Source organism: Streptomyces sp. CC208A, from assembly GCF_030010625.1.
GTDB lineage: Bacteria > Actinomycetota > Actinomycetes > Streptomycetales > Streptomycetaceae > Streptomyces.
On sequence record NZ_JASCXN010000001.1, the window covers coordinates 371,299 to 383,889 of the forward strand.

Genomic DNA, 12,591 nt, shown 5'->3' on the forward strand with positions numbered 1-12,591 from the left:
CAGGTCACGAGGGGGCTCCTGTCGTGGGGACGGGGGTGAACCGGACGGGCAGGGCGGTGGTGCCGCGCAGGAAGGCGGAGGGGCGGCGGACGAGTTCCTCTGCGGGGACGGCGAGTTCGAGGTCGGGCAGCCGGTCGAGGAGGACCTCGATGCCGGTCCTGGCGATGATCTCGGCGATCTCCTGGGCGGGGAAGGGGCAGCGGTACTCGCCGTGGCTGAAGGCGAGGTGGGCGCCGCCGCCGCCGCGCGCGGACGGCCCGCCGCCGGGGGCGTCCTGACGTATCAGGGGGTCGGTGTTGGCGGCGCCGAGGCCGAGCAGCAGCATGTCGCCGGCCCTGATCCACCGCTCGCCGAGCCGGGTGTCCCGGGCCGCCCAGCGGCCGGCGAGGATCTGGGTGGGGCCGTCCTCCCACAGCACCTCGGTCATGGCGTCGGCGACGCTGCGGCGGCCGCGGGCCATCGAGTCGGCGAACTCGTCCTCGGTGAGCATCAGCCGGACGGAGTTGCCGATCCAGTCGGCGGTGGTGAGGTGCCCGGCGGCCGTGACGGCCATCAGGTCGAGCATGTACTCCTCGTCCGTGAACTCCTCGGGGAAGGCGAGCATCCGGGAGGTCACGTCGTCGCCGGGCTCGGCCCGCCTGGCGGCGACCAGCCGGGCCATGTGGGCACCGAACCGCTGATGGGCGGCCTGCGCCTCGGGCCCGCCGTCGGCGAGGTCCTTCAACACCCGTGCGATGTCGGCGCCTTCGTCGTCGGGGAAGCCGACGAGCCGGGCGAGGACGAGGACGGGGAGGGGCTCGCAGAACTCGGCGACGAGGTCGGCGGTGGAACGCCCGCAGAACCCGTCGATCAGCCGGTCGGCCAACTGCTCGCAGTGGCCGCGGACTTCGAAGGGGTCGACGGCCTCCAGGGCGGGGACGACCATCCGCACGTGCCGCCGGTGCTCCTCGCCGGCGGTGAAGTAGATGGACGGCATGGGCTGTCCGACCATCGGCAGCAGCGGCCAGTCGGCCGGGACGTGCGGCCACTGGTTCCACAGCCCGACGTCCCGGGGGAAGAGCTCGCCGTCACTGGTGACCTGGTGGACCTCGCGGTAGCCGACGACCAGCCAGGCGGGGAACCCGCCCGGCAGTTCCACGGGAACGACGGACCCGTGCTCCCGCCGCATGGCCCGGTAGAGGGCCTGCGGATCGGTCTGGAAGCCGGGCCCGGAGAGCGGGACGGCCGCGGGGCACCCGGACGGGGGTGCCGGATCGGGAGCGGGCTCGGTGGATGGGGAGCGCGTCATGAGTCCTGGTCTCCTGGGGCGGACGTGGCGTCGACACGGCCGATGCGGGTAACGCGTGGTCACTATAGGGAGGTTGTGTGTCACTGGAGCAGTCGAGGGCGATCAATCTCGCTCACCGGCCGAAATGTTCAGGCCACTCACCCGAAGAAAAGGTGTTTTTCCGTCAGGTCGGCCGAGGGGCGGCGTGGGGTCTGTGCGACGGTGCTCTTATGAACTGGACCCTGGAAGTCGTGCCCGTCCCCGTCACCGACCTGGACCGGGCGAAGGAGTTCTACGCCGGGAAGTGCGGCTTCACCGTCGACCTGGACGACGAGGTCGCCCCCGGCATCCGTATCATCCAGGCGACCCCGCCCGGCTCGCGCTGCTCCATCGCCCTGATCTCCGGCATGCCCCCGATGCCCGGCACGAAGACGATGTCCCCCGGCACCCTGCACGGCCTCCAGCTGTGCGTCACCGACATCGAGGCGGCCAGAACCGCGCTCACCGAGGCGGGCGTCGACGCCTCCCCCGTGATGCACGTAGGCGCGACCGGCTGGGAGGAGGGCAAGGGCGACACCTGGAACTCCTTCCTCACCTTCGAGGACCCCGACGGCAACGGCTGGCTGGTCCAGGAGGCCCCGTCGGACCTGTCCGAACGCTGAGGGCGCGGACTACCGCCCGAACTCCACCAGGAACCGCACGAACCCGCCGCTCTCCCCCACGCGCCGCATCCCGGCCCGCTCCATCACGCGCTGGGAAGCGGCGTTCGCCGGATCGGCATCGCCTCGCAGCACGGCGGCCCCGGCTCCCCGGGCGATGCCGATCACCGCCACGAGCGCCTCGGAGGCATACCCCTTTCCCCCGCTCCCCCGGCACGACCCCGTACCCCACAACCGCCACCCCGTCCGCCTCGGGCGGCCCGTGGAACCCGATCCCGCCGACGACGAGCCCGCTCCCCCGGAGCCGTATCTGATACGTCCGGTACGCCCCCGGATCCCCCCGCTCGGCGCACCCCCGCAGAAACGCCCCCACGGAGGCGAGGTCCCCCACCCCCGGATACCCCTCCGCCCACCGCTCCCCCGGCAGAGCCTCCCGGGCGACGATCCGCTCGCCCTCGGCGACGGTCAGGGGATGGAGGAGCAGCCGCTCGGTGGCGACGGATTCGATCTTCATGGTGGGCAGTCTGAAGACCCACCCGCACCCCGGGCAACGGGGTTTCAGTCGGCCAGAAGCCGCACCACTCCCACCCAGGTGTCCCCACCCGTCGACTGGCAGGCACCGACCCGCCACCGCCCTGCCGGTACGTCGACATCGGCCTGTTCCGGCATCCTCGTGCCACCGGGATACGGCGTCCCGAGATCGGCCCCGGCCTCGGCGGAGTCCATCAGCACGGCGGCCCCGTCCGTCTCCCAGACCCCGCACTCCTCCCAGGGAGTACCGGGATCGTCCAGCAGAACCTCCGCCGCAGCGAGCAGCTCCTCCTCGGAGCCGGCCCCGAGCCACCGCACGAAGGCCCGCCGTCCGGGCAGGTACCGCGTCGTCGCGGGCTCGTCCCCCAGCACCAGGACGTTCCCCTCGATCACCCCGGCGAGATCCTCCACCGCACAGGCCCGGTCGTAGTCGTCCGGTTCCTCTCCGCCCCCGACGAGAACCCCGTCATCCGTACACCCGCGCCACTCCCGCAGCCCCGACAGCGGCACCACGACGAGTGGCCCACCCATGGACCGAGCCCAGCTCTTCACGCGGCGAGCATGCCACCGCCCACCGACAGCGCCCGCCCTACCGCACGAACCGCCGCCCATCATGAACACGCACATGAGGCCCGGCCCCATCGAAGGCAGCGACGGCGTCGAGAAGCCGCACGGCGTACACCTCGGCCATCCGCTCCTCGACCTCGGCCGGGGTGAGCCAGGCGACGGCGGTGGACTCGTCGGAGGTCCGTTCGCCCCCGCCCACGGGCCGGCAGCGGAAGACGAGGGCGACGATCCCCCGCGCGATGTTCTTGTAGACGCCGGTCAGTTCGCCGACCTCGACCCGGACCCCGGTCTCCTCCCGAACCTCCCGCGCGACCCCCGCCTGCGGGGACTCGTCGAGTTCGAGGACTCCGCCGGGCGGTTCCCACGTACCGTTGTCGGCCCGGCGGATCGCCAGCAGCCGCCCGTCCTCGCGTACGACGGCGCCGGCCACGGACACCGAGTGCAGGGGCGGCGTTGACCGGGCTCCGGGGGCGCTGTTACTCATGTGCAGGAGCTTAGGAGGGCGGGAAGAACCGTGCGAACCCCCACAGGAACCGACCGGGCCGTGCCTCGGTACGTGCAGATCGCGGAAGAGATCGTCCAGCAGATCCGCGCCGGAGCGCTCAAGGCCGGGGACATGGTCCCGAGCGAGTCCGAACTCATCGAGCGCTACGGGGTGTCGGGCGGAACGATCCGCAAGGCGATGGTCGAGGTGCGGGCGAGCGGCCTCGTGGACACCCGCCACGGCAAGGGCTCGTTCGTGAAGGACCGCCCGCCGGTACGACTCCGCTCTTCGGACCGCTTCCGGGCCGCGCACCGACGTGACGGCAGGGCGGCGTACCTGGCCGAGTCCGAGCAGTCGGGGGCGACGGCCAAGGTGAGCGTGGTGTACGTCGGCCCGGCCGAACCGCCGGCCGAGATCGCGGAGCGCCTGGGCATCGCGCCCGGAACCCAGGTCCTGGCGCGCCGCCGCCTGTACTTCCGCAACGGGGTCCCGGTCGAGACGGCGACGTCCTACCTGCCGTGGCCCGTCGCCAAGGACATCCCGGAACTCTTCGCGGAGAACCCCGGCCCCGGCGGCATCTACGCCCGCCTGGAAGACGCGGGCCACCGGTTCGAGGAGTTCGAGGAGACCCTTCAGGCGCGCTTGGCCACCAAGGCGGAGGCGACCGAACTGGCCCTCAATCCGGGCGCGCCGGTGATCCACCTGGTCAGAAGCGCGATCGCGAGCGACGGCCGGGTGATCGAGGTCTGCGACACGCTCATGGCGGCGGACCAGTTCGTCCTCAGCTACCGCATCCCGGCATCCGACTGACCACCCCTCGCTTTCCCCTGTACAAGCAGGCCTTCACCCCCATGAGGGATTGACCCTCATGCAGGAGACAGGGCACGCTCCACCTCACCAACTCCTCTACATAAGTAGAGGAGGTAGGTCTCTACGGAGGAGCCCTCATGCGGCACCGACACCCGACCCGAACGGACCTCCCGCCCGGACACGTACGCCTGACCCTGCGCGTCTCCCGCGACTCCGGCAAGACCTGGGGCCCGACCACCACCATCACGGAAGACGTCCCGCTCGCCCCGATCTCGAACCCGAACCAGTACCCACCCTGCGAGTGCCCCCGCTGTCGAGAGGAAGGCACCCGATGAAGCCGCGCTGCACCGCCTCCACCCCACTTGCTCCGCAGTTACGCGCCATGATCAGCCGCCGCCTGGGAGACCCCGTCCCGGACCTCATCGCCCACTGCTCCCTGGACGAGCACACCGACGGCCACCACTTCGCAGCCTTCGACACCCTGGATCAGGACCCGGCCCTCTGGATCAGATGGCACAACACCGAAACCGCCCTCGCCGAACTCCCCGACTGCCCCGCCCGAGGCCCGGCCTCGGCCCCGGTCCCGGAAGCCTGCGCTCTCTTCACCGGTCACCCAGGACCTCACACCTGGAGCACCCGGCCGGCCTCGCGGTCCGGACCGTGAGTTCGTCGCGCCTCGCGCCTCAGGGCGAGTGGGACGACTCAGGGCCGACGGTTTGCGAACGTCGGCCCTGAGTGCTGATTCGAGACTCTACCCGGCGTGACCTGCGGCTACAGCACCGGCAGGTTCTTCCGCAGCTCGAAGGCCGTGACCTCGGAGCGGTACTCCTCCCACTCCTGCTTCTTGTTGCGGAGGAAGAAGTCGAAGACGTGTTCGCCGAGGGTTTCGGCGACCAGTTCGCTCTTCTCCATGAGGGCGATCGCCTCGCCGAGGTTCTGCGGGAGGGGTTCGATGCCCATCGCGCGGCGCTCGGAGTCGGAGAGCGCCCAGACGTCGTCGTCGGCGCCGGCGGGGAGTTCGTAGCCCTCCTCGATGCCCTTGAGGCCGGCGGCGAGGAGGACGGCGTAGGTGAGGTAGGGGTTGGCGCCGGAGTCGATGGAGCGGACCTCGACGCGGGAGGAGCCGGTCTTGCCGGGCTTGTACATGGGGACGCGGATGAGGGCGGAGCGGTTGTTGTGGCCCCAGCAGATGTACGAGGGGGCCTCGCCGCCCGAGCCGGCGGTGCGGGAGGAGCCGCCCCAGATGCGCTTGTACGAGTTGACCCACTGGTTGGTCACGGCGGAGATCTCGCCCGCGTGCTTCAGGAGGCCCGCGATGAAGGAGCGGCCCACCTTGGAGAGCTGGTACTCGGCGCCCGACTCGTAGAAGGCGTTCCGGTCGCCCTCGAAGAGGGAGAGGTGGGTGTGCATGCCCGAGCCGGGGTAGTCCGAGAACGGCTTCGGCATGAAGGTGGCCTGGACGCCCTGCTCCAGGGCCACCTGCTTCATGACCAGGCGGAAGGTCATGATGTTGTCGGCGGTGGAGAGCGCGTCGGCGTAGCGGAGGTCGATCTCCTGCTGGCCGGGGGCGCCCTCGTGGTGGGAGAACTCGACGGAGATGCCCATCGATTCGAGCATGGTGATGGCCTGGCGGCGGAAGTCCATGCCCACGTTCTGCGGGGTGTGGTCGAAGTAGCCCGAGTTGTCGGCGGGGGTGGGGCGCGAGCCGTCGAGCGGCTTGTCCTTCAGGAGGAAGAACTCGATCTCGGGGTGGGTGTAGAAGGTGAAGCCGAGGTCGGACGCCTTGGCGAGGGCCCGCTTGAGGACGAAGCGGGGGTCCGCGAAGGAGGGCGAGCCGTCCGGCATGAGGATGTCGCAGAACATCCGGGCCGTGCCGGGGGCCTCGGCCCGCCACGGCAGGATCTGGAAGGTGCCCGGGTCCGGCTTGGCGATCATGTCGGACTCGTAGACGCGGGCGAAGCCCTCGATCGCGGAGCCGTCGAAGCCGATGCCCTCGTCGAAGGCCTGCTCCAGCTCGGCGGGGGCGACGGCGACCGACTTGAGGAAGCCGAGCACGTCGGTGAACCACAGGCGCACGAAGCGGATGTCGCGCTCTTCGAGCGTACGGAGCACAAATTCCTGCTGCTTGTCCATTTCCACACCCATCCTCGCTGGTCAGGCCGCCTGCTCCCACCGCCTCGGGCACATCGGGGGGCACCTGAGCATCCCACCACATGGTTTCGCGCACGTTGCACACCCATACTGCCTGTTCGGGTGTGACACAGGTAACCGAGGAGCGGGGGAAGTCGTACCCCGGTCGCCCTCCGGTCGTCCCCCGTTCGGCCCACGCGGGCCCTTCGCCCACTACCATCTGCGCACATGGGAGCCCTCCGGCTCGAACGCCCGTCCCAGCGCGCGCGTCCCCTGGCACTGGCGAGTGCCGTGGCGACGCTCCTTGCCGCGCTCTTCGTCTGTCTGGGGAGCGGGCCGGGCGGGGCGGACGCGGCGGGCGGCCATCCGGGGCACGGCCGGAGTGCCGCCCTGGCGGTCGAAGGGCCCTCCCTCACCGCGGTCCCCGCCCCCGGGCGGTCGGCGTACGTGTGCCCGTACGACCGGGGCGGCTGCTCCCTCTTCCCGTCCCTCTCCCCCGCGGTGCTCAGCGCCCCGCCCCTCGATCCGCCGCTGCACGCGGAGGACCGGCTGCCGCGCGTGGACGCGGTCGGCGGTGACGGTGCGGCGCGGGGGCCCGGGGTGCGGGCGCGCGCCCCGGACCTGCACGTCCTTCAAGTTCTCCGGACCTAGGGCGGCCCCGCCCTTCCCCCTCCTGAACGACATCCCCCTTTTTCTTTCCAGATTTCCCAGAAGGACGAGACCACCATGGCCGCCAACCGTTCCGCCACCGCCGACCGCCGCGCCCGAATAGAGGAGATGCGCCGCGCCGAGCAGGCCCGTGAGCGCCGCAACCGCATCCTGACCATCGGCCTCTCCACCGTCGTCGTGCTGAGCCTCGTCGGCTTCGGCGGCTACGTGCTGAAGAAGAAGTCCGACGAGGACGCCGCCAAGGAGGCCGCCGCCAAGGCGCCCATCGCCGGCGAGAAGTCCTGGGACGCGGCGAAGCTGGGCCGCAACCACGTCGAGACCGCGGTGAAGTACGACGCCAAGCCGCCGGTCGGCGGCGACCACCACCCGGTCTGGCTGAACTGCGACGGCGACGTCTACGACAAGGCCGTCCCCGAGGTGAACGCGGTGCACTCCCTGGAGCACGGCGCCGTCTGGGTGACGTACAACAAGAACGCCGCCGACGAGGACGTCAAGAAGCTGAAGGACAAGGTCTCCCGCACCCCCTACACGCTGATGAGCCCGGTCGACGACCAGGCCGGCGCGATCATGCTGTCCGCCTGGGGCAAGCAGGTGACCGTGGACAGCGCGACCGATCCGCGCGTGGACGCCTTCTTCACCAAGTACGTGCAGGGCAAGCAGACGCCCGAGCCGGGCGCGGCCTGCACCGGCGGCGTCGGCGCCGACGGCATGGGCGGCACCGGGATGCCCCAGTGAGCGCCCGCCGCACGCGGTACGCGGCGGTCACCGCGGTCGCCCTCTCGGTGCTGTTCGCCGCGGGGGCGGTCACGGTCGCCTCGGCCGAGCGCGAGGAGGGGCCCCGTACGCCGGACTCCGCCTCGGCGGACGCCGGGTTCGCCCGGGACATGGCGGTCCACCACCAGCAGGCCGTCGAGATGTCCTTCATCGTCCGTGAGCGGACGACGGATCCGGCGGTGCGCCGGCTCGCGTACGACATCGCCAACACCCAGGCCAACCAGCGCGGGATGATGCTCGGCTGGCTCGACCTGTGGGACCTGCCGAAGGTCGAGTCGGCCGCCGCGCCGATGGCCTGGATGGGGATGCCCGTCACCGGCGACTCCGCGGGGGACGGCGCGCTGATGCCCGGCATGGCGACGAGGACGCAGCTGGACGCGCTGCGGAAGGCGTCCGGCAAGGAGGCCGAGATCCTGTACCTGCGGCTGATGACCGCCCACCACAAGGGCGGGGTGCACATGGCGCAGGGCTGTGTGGACCGGTGCTCGGTGGAGGTCGAGCGGGACCTCGCCCAGGGCATGGTCGACGCCCAGGAGTCGGAGATCGCCCTGATGGCGGACATGCTCCGCAAGCGCGGCGCCACCGCCTGAGCGGAGCCCGCCCCTGCTCCCGGCCCCCGTGACCCGCTGCGGTCGCGGGGGCCGACGCGTGCCCGCAGAATGAAGGCGCTCGGGGACGACGTACGTACAACGACGTTCGACGAAAGGTACGCACCCCATGACCACGGCGAAGGACATCATGCACCCGGGAGCCCGGTGGATCCCGGAACACGAGACGCTCGACCGCGCGGCGCAGCTGATGCGCGAACTGCACGTGGGGGCGCTCCCCGTCGCCGACCAGAACGAACGGCTCTGCGGCATCGTCACCGACCGCGACATCGTGGTCCGCTGTGTGGCGATGGGCCACGACCCGTCGAAGGTGACGTGCGGGGAGATCACGCAGGGCACCCCGCGCTGGATCGACGCGGGCGCGGACGTCAGTGAGGTCCTTGAGGAGATGCGGGGCCACCACATCCGCCGGCTGCCGGTCATCGAGAACAAGCGGCTCGTCGGCATGATCAGCGAAGCCGATCTGGCGCAGCAGCTGTCGGACGAGCAGCTGAAGGCGTTCTGCGAGAGCGTCTACTCCGCGCCCGCCTCCTCCTGACGCTCCCGGCCCTCCTGACCCATCGGTTCAGAGTGCCTCAAGGACGACCCGGGCCACCGTGCCCGGGTCGTCCCACATGACCAGGTGGCCCGACGGCACGGCCGCCTCGTAGCGGGCGCCGAGCCGCCGGGCCAGGGTGCGCTGGCGGTGCTCCCAGCGGGCGGAGCCGTCGGGGGCGGCGAGGACGGTGACGGGGGCGCCGGGCGGGAGGGGGCGGGTGCGGCGGAGGGCGAGGAGTTCGGCGGCGACGGGGCCGTACCGGGCGTTCTCCCGCAGGGCGCCGCGCCAGACCCGTGAGGTGCGGTAGACCCGGCGGACCTGGTCCTGCGGCGCGGGGTCGGGGTGGAGGGCGAGGCGGCGGAGGGCCGGGCCGAGGGCGGCGGGCAGGCCGAGGGCGGTGAGGACGGTCCCGGCGGCGACGGTCAGGCCGGGCCCGCCGGTGCGGGGGCGGTCCTCGACGGAGGAGTCGACGAGGACGAGGCCGGCCGTGCGGTCCGGGTGGAGGCGGGCGAAGCCCTCGGCGTGGAGTCCCGCGATCGAGTGGCCGACGACGGTGACGGGCCCGGGCAGGCGCAGGGCGTCGAGGAGGGCGGCGATCCGGCCGGCCTCGCCGGCGAGGGTGGGGGGCGCGGGGCTGCCCTGGGAGAGGCCGTGGCCGGGGCGGTCGAAGCGGACGACGGTGCGGTGCGGGGCGAGCAGCGGGACGACCGGGTCCCAGTCGAACCAGCAGAGGCCGAGCCCGGCGGAGAGCACGCAGACCGGGCCGTGGCCGTCGACGGTCACGTGGTGGGCGAGCCCTCCGAGGCGTACGAGGGTCATGCGCGCGTCCCGAGCCGTGACTCGGCGGGCCGTACGGAGGCCGCTTCCCCGGTCGCCCGCTCGCGCGCGAGCGAGACGGCGAGGACGCCGGTCCAGGCGGCGACGAGGAGGACCTGGAGGCGCTGTGCGGCGCCGAGGGCCCACAGCTCGCCGCCGGTCTCGAAGGCGGCGGTGGCGGCGAGGGTCCAGGCGGTGGCGGCGAGTTCGAGGGCGACGAGGACCGGTCCGGTACGGGCCAGGGGCCGCCAGAGGCCGTACCCGCGGGCGGCGGACGTGAGGGCGAGCATCGCGAGGAGCGCGCCGGTCATGGCGAGGACGGAGCTGACGGCGTGGGCCGTGTGGGTGGCGGGGAGGAGCCCGGCGGCCTCGCGGGCGGCGCACTCCGGGTCGGCGGTGGGGGCGCAGCTGAGCGGGAGGAGGGCGTCGGCGGCGGTGGCGGCGCCGAAGAGCGCGAGGGCGGTCCAGCCGGCGAGGAGCCGGGGGCGGCGGCCTGCGGGGGCCGGGCCGGTGCGGGCCCAGCTGGGGACGCCGGGTTCGGGCGCGGGTCCCGCGGTGGCGCGGGTGGCGAGGAGGCCGGTGACGGCGCCGGTGAGGACGAGGAGCCCGGCGGCGAGGTCGGTGGCGCGGAAGAGGCCGCCGAGGGGCTGGTCGGCGGCGGCGAGTTCGGAGACGTACGTGCGGAGCGGGTCGAGGCCGGTTCCCACGACGGCTTCGAGGACCCAGGCGGTGTACGCGAGCGCCCCCGGGAACAGCAGGACGGCGGACGCGCGTGTGACCTTTCCGGGCATGCCGGGACAGACGTCGGGGAGCGCCGGAAGGTTCCCGGGTCCGTGACCGAGCGGGGTGGACATATGGCGCACGGAGGGACGAGGAGGGGTTCCGTGACGGGGTCGGCCGTACTTCCCAGGACATAGCGTCGGTTTGACGATTAGAGTGGGGGGCGTGCCTCAACTACGTCTCGCGCTGAATCAGATCGACTCGACCGTCGGGGACCTCGCCGGGAACTCCGAGGCGATCGTCCACTGGACCCGGCACGCCGTCGGGCAGGGCGCGCACCTCGTCGCCTTCCCCGAGATGGTGCTGACCGGCTATCCCGTCGAGGACCTGGCCCTGCGGCCGTCCTTCGTCGAAGCCTCCCGGGCCGCGCTGCTCGCGCTCGCGGAGCGGCTCGCCGACGAGGGGTTCGGCGAGGTGCCGGTGGTCGTCGGCTACCTCGACCGCACGGAGCGCGCGGTGCCCCGGCTCGGCCGTCCGGCCGGCTCTCCGGAGAACGCGGCGGCGGTGCTGCACCGCGGCCGGGCCGTGCTCCGCTTCGCCAAGCACCACCTGCCGAACTACGGCGTCTTCGACGAGTTCCGCTACTTCGTGCAGGGCGACACCCTGCCGGTGCTGCGGGTGCGCGGGGTCGACGTGGCGCTCGCGATCTGCGAGGACCTGTGGCAGGAGGGCGGCAGGGTGCCGGCGGCGCGCAGTGCCAGGGCCGGCCTGCTGCTGTCGGTGAACGCCTCGCCGTACGAGCGGAACAAGGACGACACCCGGCTCGAACTGGTCCGCAAGCGGGCCCAGGAGGCCGGTTGCACGACCGCGTACCTGGCGATGACCGGCGGGCAGGACGAGCTGGTCTTCGACGGGGACTCGATCGTGGTGGACGCGGCGGGCGAGGTGATCGCGCGGGCCCCGCAGTTCACGGAGGGCAGCGTGATCCTGGACCTGGACCTGCCGGCCGCCGACCCGGCGGCGCCGGTGCCGGGCACGGTGGTGGACGACGGGCTGCGGATCGACCGGGCGGTGCTCGCCGGGGAGGCCGGGGAGCCGCTGCCGGCGTACGAGGCGGAGCTGACGGGCGGTTACGCGCACCGGCTCGACGACGACGAGGAGGTCTACTCGGCGCTGGTCATCGGGCTGCGCGCGTACCTCGCGAAGAACGGTTTCCGCTCGGTGGTGATCGGGCTCTCCGGCGGGATCGACTCGGCGCTGGTCGCCGCGATCGCCTGCGACGCGCTGGGCCCGGAGCGGGTGTACGGGGTGTCGATGCCGTCGAAGTACTCCTCCGAGCACTCCAAGGCCGACGCGGCCGAACTGGCCCGCCGTACCGGCCTGAACTTCCGTACCGTCCCGATCGAGCCGATGTTCGACGCCTTCATGGGGTCGCTGGAGCTGACCGGCCTCGCCGAGGAGAACCTCCAGTCCCGGCTGCGCGGCACGACCCTGATGGCGATCTCCAACCAGGAGGGCCACCTCGTCCTCGCCCCGGGCAACAAGTCCGAGCTGGCGGTGGGCTACTCCACGCTGTACGGCGACTCCGTCGGCGCCTACGGCCCGATCAAGGACGTCTACAAGACGGACGTCTTCCGGCTGGCCCGCTGGCGCAACCGGGCGGCCGAGGAACGGGGCCAGACCCCGCCGATCCCGGAGAACTCGATCGCCAAGCCGCCCAGCGCCGAGCTGCGCCCCGGCCAGGTGGACACGGACTCGCTGCCGGACTACGACGTGCTCGACCGGATCCTCGCCCGGTACGTGGACGGGGACGAGGGCACGGAGACGATCGTGGCGGCCGGCTTCGACCCGGAGCTCGTGGCGCGTACGGTGCGGATGGTGGACGCGGCGGAGTACAAGCGGCGCCAGTACCCGCCGGGCACCAAGATCTCGGCGAAGGGCTTCGGCAAGGACCGGCGGCTGCCGATCACCAACCGCTGGCGGGAGACGCCCCCGGCTTCCTGAGGCCCCTCCCGGGG

Annotated in this window: 15 protein-coding genes; 8 read left to right on the forward strand and 7 right to left on the reverse strand. The window is 72.3% G+C overall.

Features of this window, described 5'->3' with window-relative positions:
- Window positions 1-4: 4 nt before the first annotated feature.
- The gene (locus QK442_RS01630) at window positions 5-1,168 is read right to left on the reverse strand and encodes a cytochrome P450 (protein WP_282692052.1); all 1,164 of its coding nucleotides are present in this window, start codon (window positions 1,166-1,168) and stop codon (window positions 5-7) included.
- Window positions 1,169-1,497: 329 nt separating this feature from the next.
- Here QK442_RS01630 and QK442_RS01635 point away from each other — a divergent pair, with 329 nt between their 5' ends.
- Window positions 1,498-1,929, forward strand: a complete 432-nt coding sequence (locus tag QK442_RS01635; protein ID WP_282691920.1) for a VOC family protein — start codon at window positions 1,498-1,500, stop codon at window positions 1,927-1,929.
- Between the two features lie 9 nt (window positions 1,930-1,938).
- On the opposite strand, the gene QK442_RS01640 is transcribed toward QK442_RS01635, so the two are convergent.
- The 3 genes from QK442_RS01640 to QK442_RS01650 all read right to left on the reverse strand — a co-directional run bounded on the left by QK442_RS01640 (window position 1,939) and on the right by QK442_RS01650 (window position 3,508).
- Window positions 1,939-2,094 (reverse strand): hypothetical protein, encoded by a 156-nt coding sequence (locus QK442_RS01640; RefSeq protein WP_282691921.1) that lies wholly within the window; start codon window positions 2,092-2,094, stop codon window positions 1,939-1,941.
- 390 nt (window positions 2,095-2,484) lie between these two features.
- Window positions 2,485-2,988, reverse strand: coding sequence for an Imm21 family immunity protein (locus tag QK442_RS01645; protein WP_282691922.1), 504 nt, complete (start codon window positions 2,986-2,988; stop codon window positions 2,485-2,487).
- A gap of 58 nt (window positions 2,989-3,046) precedes the next feature.
- The gene (locus tag QK442_RS01650; protein ID WP_282691923.1) at window positions 3,047-3,508 is read right to left on the reverse strand and encodes an NUDIX domain-containing protein; all 462 of its coding nucleotides are present in this window, start codon (window positions 3,506-3,508) and stop codon (window positions 3,047-3,049) included.
- Window positions 3,509-3,580: 72 nt separating this feature from the next.
- Between QK442_RS01650 and QK442_RS01655 the strand changes: the two genes are divergently transcribed.
- Both QK442_RS01655 and QK442_RS01660 read left to right on the forward strand, forming a co-directional pair.
- A complete protein-coding gene (locus QK442_RS01655) occupies window positions 3,581-4,318 on the forward strand; it encodes a GntR family transcriptional regulator (protein WP_282691924.1) in 738 nt (245 codons plus the stop codon).
- 331 nt (window positions 4,319-4,649) lie between these two features.
- Window positions 4,650-4,982, forward strand: a complete 333-nt coding sequence (locus QK442_RS01660) for a hypothetical protein (protein ID WP_282691925.1) — start codon at window positions 4,650-4,652, stop codon at window positions 4,980-4,982.
- Window positions 4,983-5,089: 107 nt separating this feature from the next.
- Here the strand turns inward: QK442_RS01660 and QK442_RS01665 are convergent, their stop codons facing one another.
- A complete protein-coding gene (locus QK442_RS01665) occupies window positions 5,090-6,451 on the reverse strand; it encodes a glutamine synthetase family protein (protein ID WP_030755173.1) in 1,362 nt (453 codons plus the stop codon).
- A 225-nt stretch (window positions 6,452-6,676) separates the two neighbouring features.
- Between QK442_RS01665 and QK442_RS01670 the strand changes: the two genes are divergently transcribed.
- The 4 genes from QK442_RS01670 to QK442_RS01685 all read left to right on the forward strand — a co-directional run bounded on the left by QK442_RS01670 (window position 6,677) and on the right by QK442_RS01685 (window position 9,037).
- Window positions 6,677-7,099 (forward strand): hypothetical protein, encoded by a 423-nt coding sequence (locus QK442_RS01670; RefSeq protein WP_282691926.1) that lies wholly within the window; start codon window positions 6,677-6,679, stop codon window positions 7,097-7,099.
- Window positions 7,100-7,174: 75 nt separating this feature from the next.
- Window positions 7,175-7,852 (forward strand): DUF3105 domain-containing protein, encoded by a 678-nt coding sequence (locus tag QK442_RS01675; RefSeq protein WP_282691927.1) that lies wholly within the window; start codon window positions 7,175-7,177, stop codon window positions 7,850-7,852.
- Window positions 7,849-8,481, forward strand: coding sequence for a DUF305 domain-containing protein (locus QK442_RS01680; protein WP_282691928.1), 633 nt, complete (start codon window positions 7,849-7,851; stop codon window positions 8,479-8,481). The genes QK442_RS01675 and QK442_RS01680 overlap by 4 nt, the downstream gene beginning before the upstream one ends.
- A 127-nt stretch (window positions 8,482-8,608) precedes the next feature.
- Complete coding sequence (locus tag QK442_RS01685) at window positions 8,609-9,037, forward strand: CBS domain-containing protein (RefSeq protein WP_282691929.1); 429 nt, start codon at window positions 8,609-8,611, stop codon at window positions 9,035-9,037.
- 27 nt (window positions 9,038-9,064) lie between these two features.
- On the opposite strand, the gene QK442_RS01690 is transcribed toward QK442_RS01685, so the two are convergent.
- Both QK442_RS01690 and QK442_RS01695 read right to left on the reverse strand, forming a co-directional pair.
- The gene (locus QK442_RS01690) at window positions 9,065-9,856 is read right to left on the reverse strand and encodes an alpha/beta fold hydrolase (protein WP_282691930.1); all 792 of its coding nucleotides are present in this window, start codon (window positions 9,854-9,856) and stop codon (window positions 9,065-9,067) included.
- Window positions 9,853-10,644, reverse strand: a complete 792-nt coding sequence (locus QK442_RS01695) for a DUF998 domain-containing protein (protein ID WP_282691931.1) — start codon at window positions 10,642-10,644, stop codon at window positions 9,853-9,855. Before QK442_RS01695 ends, QK442_RS01690 begins: the two co-directional genes overlap by 4 nt.
- Before the next feature lie 154 nt (window positions 10,645-10,798).
- Here QK442_RS01695 and QK442_RS01700 point away from each other — a divergent pair, with 154 nt between their 5' ends.
- A complete protein-coding gene (locus QK442_RS01700; protein ID WP_282691932.1) occupies window positions 10,799-12,577 on the forward strand; it encodes an NAD+ synthase in 1,779 nt (592 codons plus the stop codon).
- Window positions 12,578-12,591: the final 14 nt, after the last annotated feature.

What these genes read in the sequence shown, in the direction of transcription:
- QK442_RS01695 (WP_282691931.1), bottom strand. Translation starts at nt 10,644, where the DNA reads ATGCCCGGAAAGGTCACACGCGCGTCCGCCGTCCTGCTGTTCCCGGGG.
- QK442_RS01675 (WP_282691927.1), top strand. Translation starts at nt 7,175, where the DNA reads ATGGCCGCCAACCGTTCCGCCACCGCCGACCGCCGCGCCCGAATAGAG.
- QK442_RS01685 (WP_282691929.1), top strand. Translation starts at nt 8,609, where the DNA reads ATGACCACGGCGAAGGACATCATGCACCCGGGAGCCCGGTGGATCCCG.
- QK442_RS01630 (WP_282692052.1), bottom strand. Translation starts at nt 1,168, where the DNA reads ATGCGGCGGGAGCACGGGTCCGTCGTTCCCGTGGAACTGCCGGGCGGG.
- QK442_RS01690 (WP_282691930.1), bottom strand. Translation starts at nt 9,856, where the DNA reads ATGACCCTCGTACGCCTCGGAGGGCTCGCCCACCACGTGACCGTCGAC.
- QK442_RS01665 (WP_030755173.1), bottom strand. Translation starts at nt 6,451, where the DNA reads ATGGACAAGCAGCAGGAATTTGTGCTCCGTACGCTCGAAGAGCGCGAC.
- QK442_RS01660 (WP_282691925.1), top strand. Translation starts at nt 4,650, where the DNA reads ATGAAGCCGCGCTGCACCGCCTCCACCCCACTTGCTCCGCAGTTACGC.
- QK442_RS01635 (WP_282691920.1), top strand. Translation starts at nt 1,498, where the DNA reads ATGAACTGGACCCTGGAAGTCGTGCCCGTCCCCGTCACCGACCTGGAC.
- QK442_RS01645 (WP_282691922.1), bottom strand. Translation starts at nt 2,988, where the DNA reads ATGGGTGGGCCACTCGTCGTGGTGCCGCTGTCGGGGCTGCGGGAGTGG.
- QK442_RS01650 (WP_282691923.1), bottom strand. Translation starts at nt 3,508, where the DNA reads ATGAGTAACAGCGCCCCCGGAGCCCGGTCAACGCCGCCCCTGCACTCG.
- QK442_RS01670 (WP_282691926.1), top strand. Translation starts at nt 6,677, where the DNA reads ATGGGAGCCCTCCGGCTCGAACGCCCGTCCCAGCGCGCGCGTCCCCTG.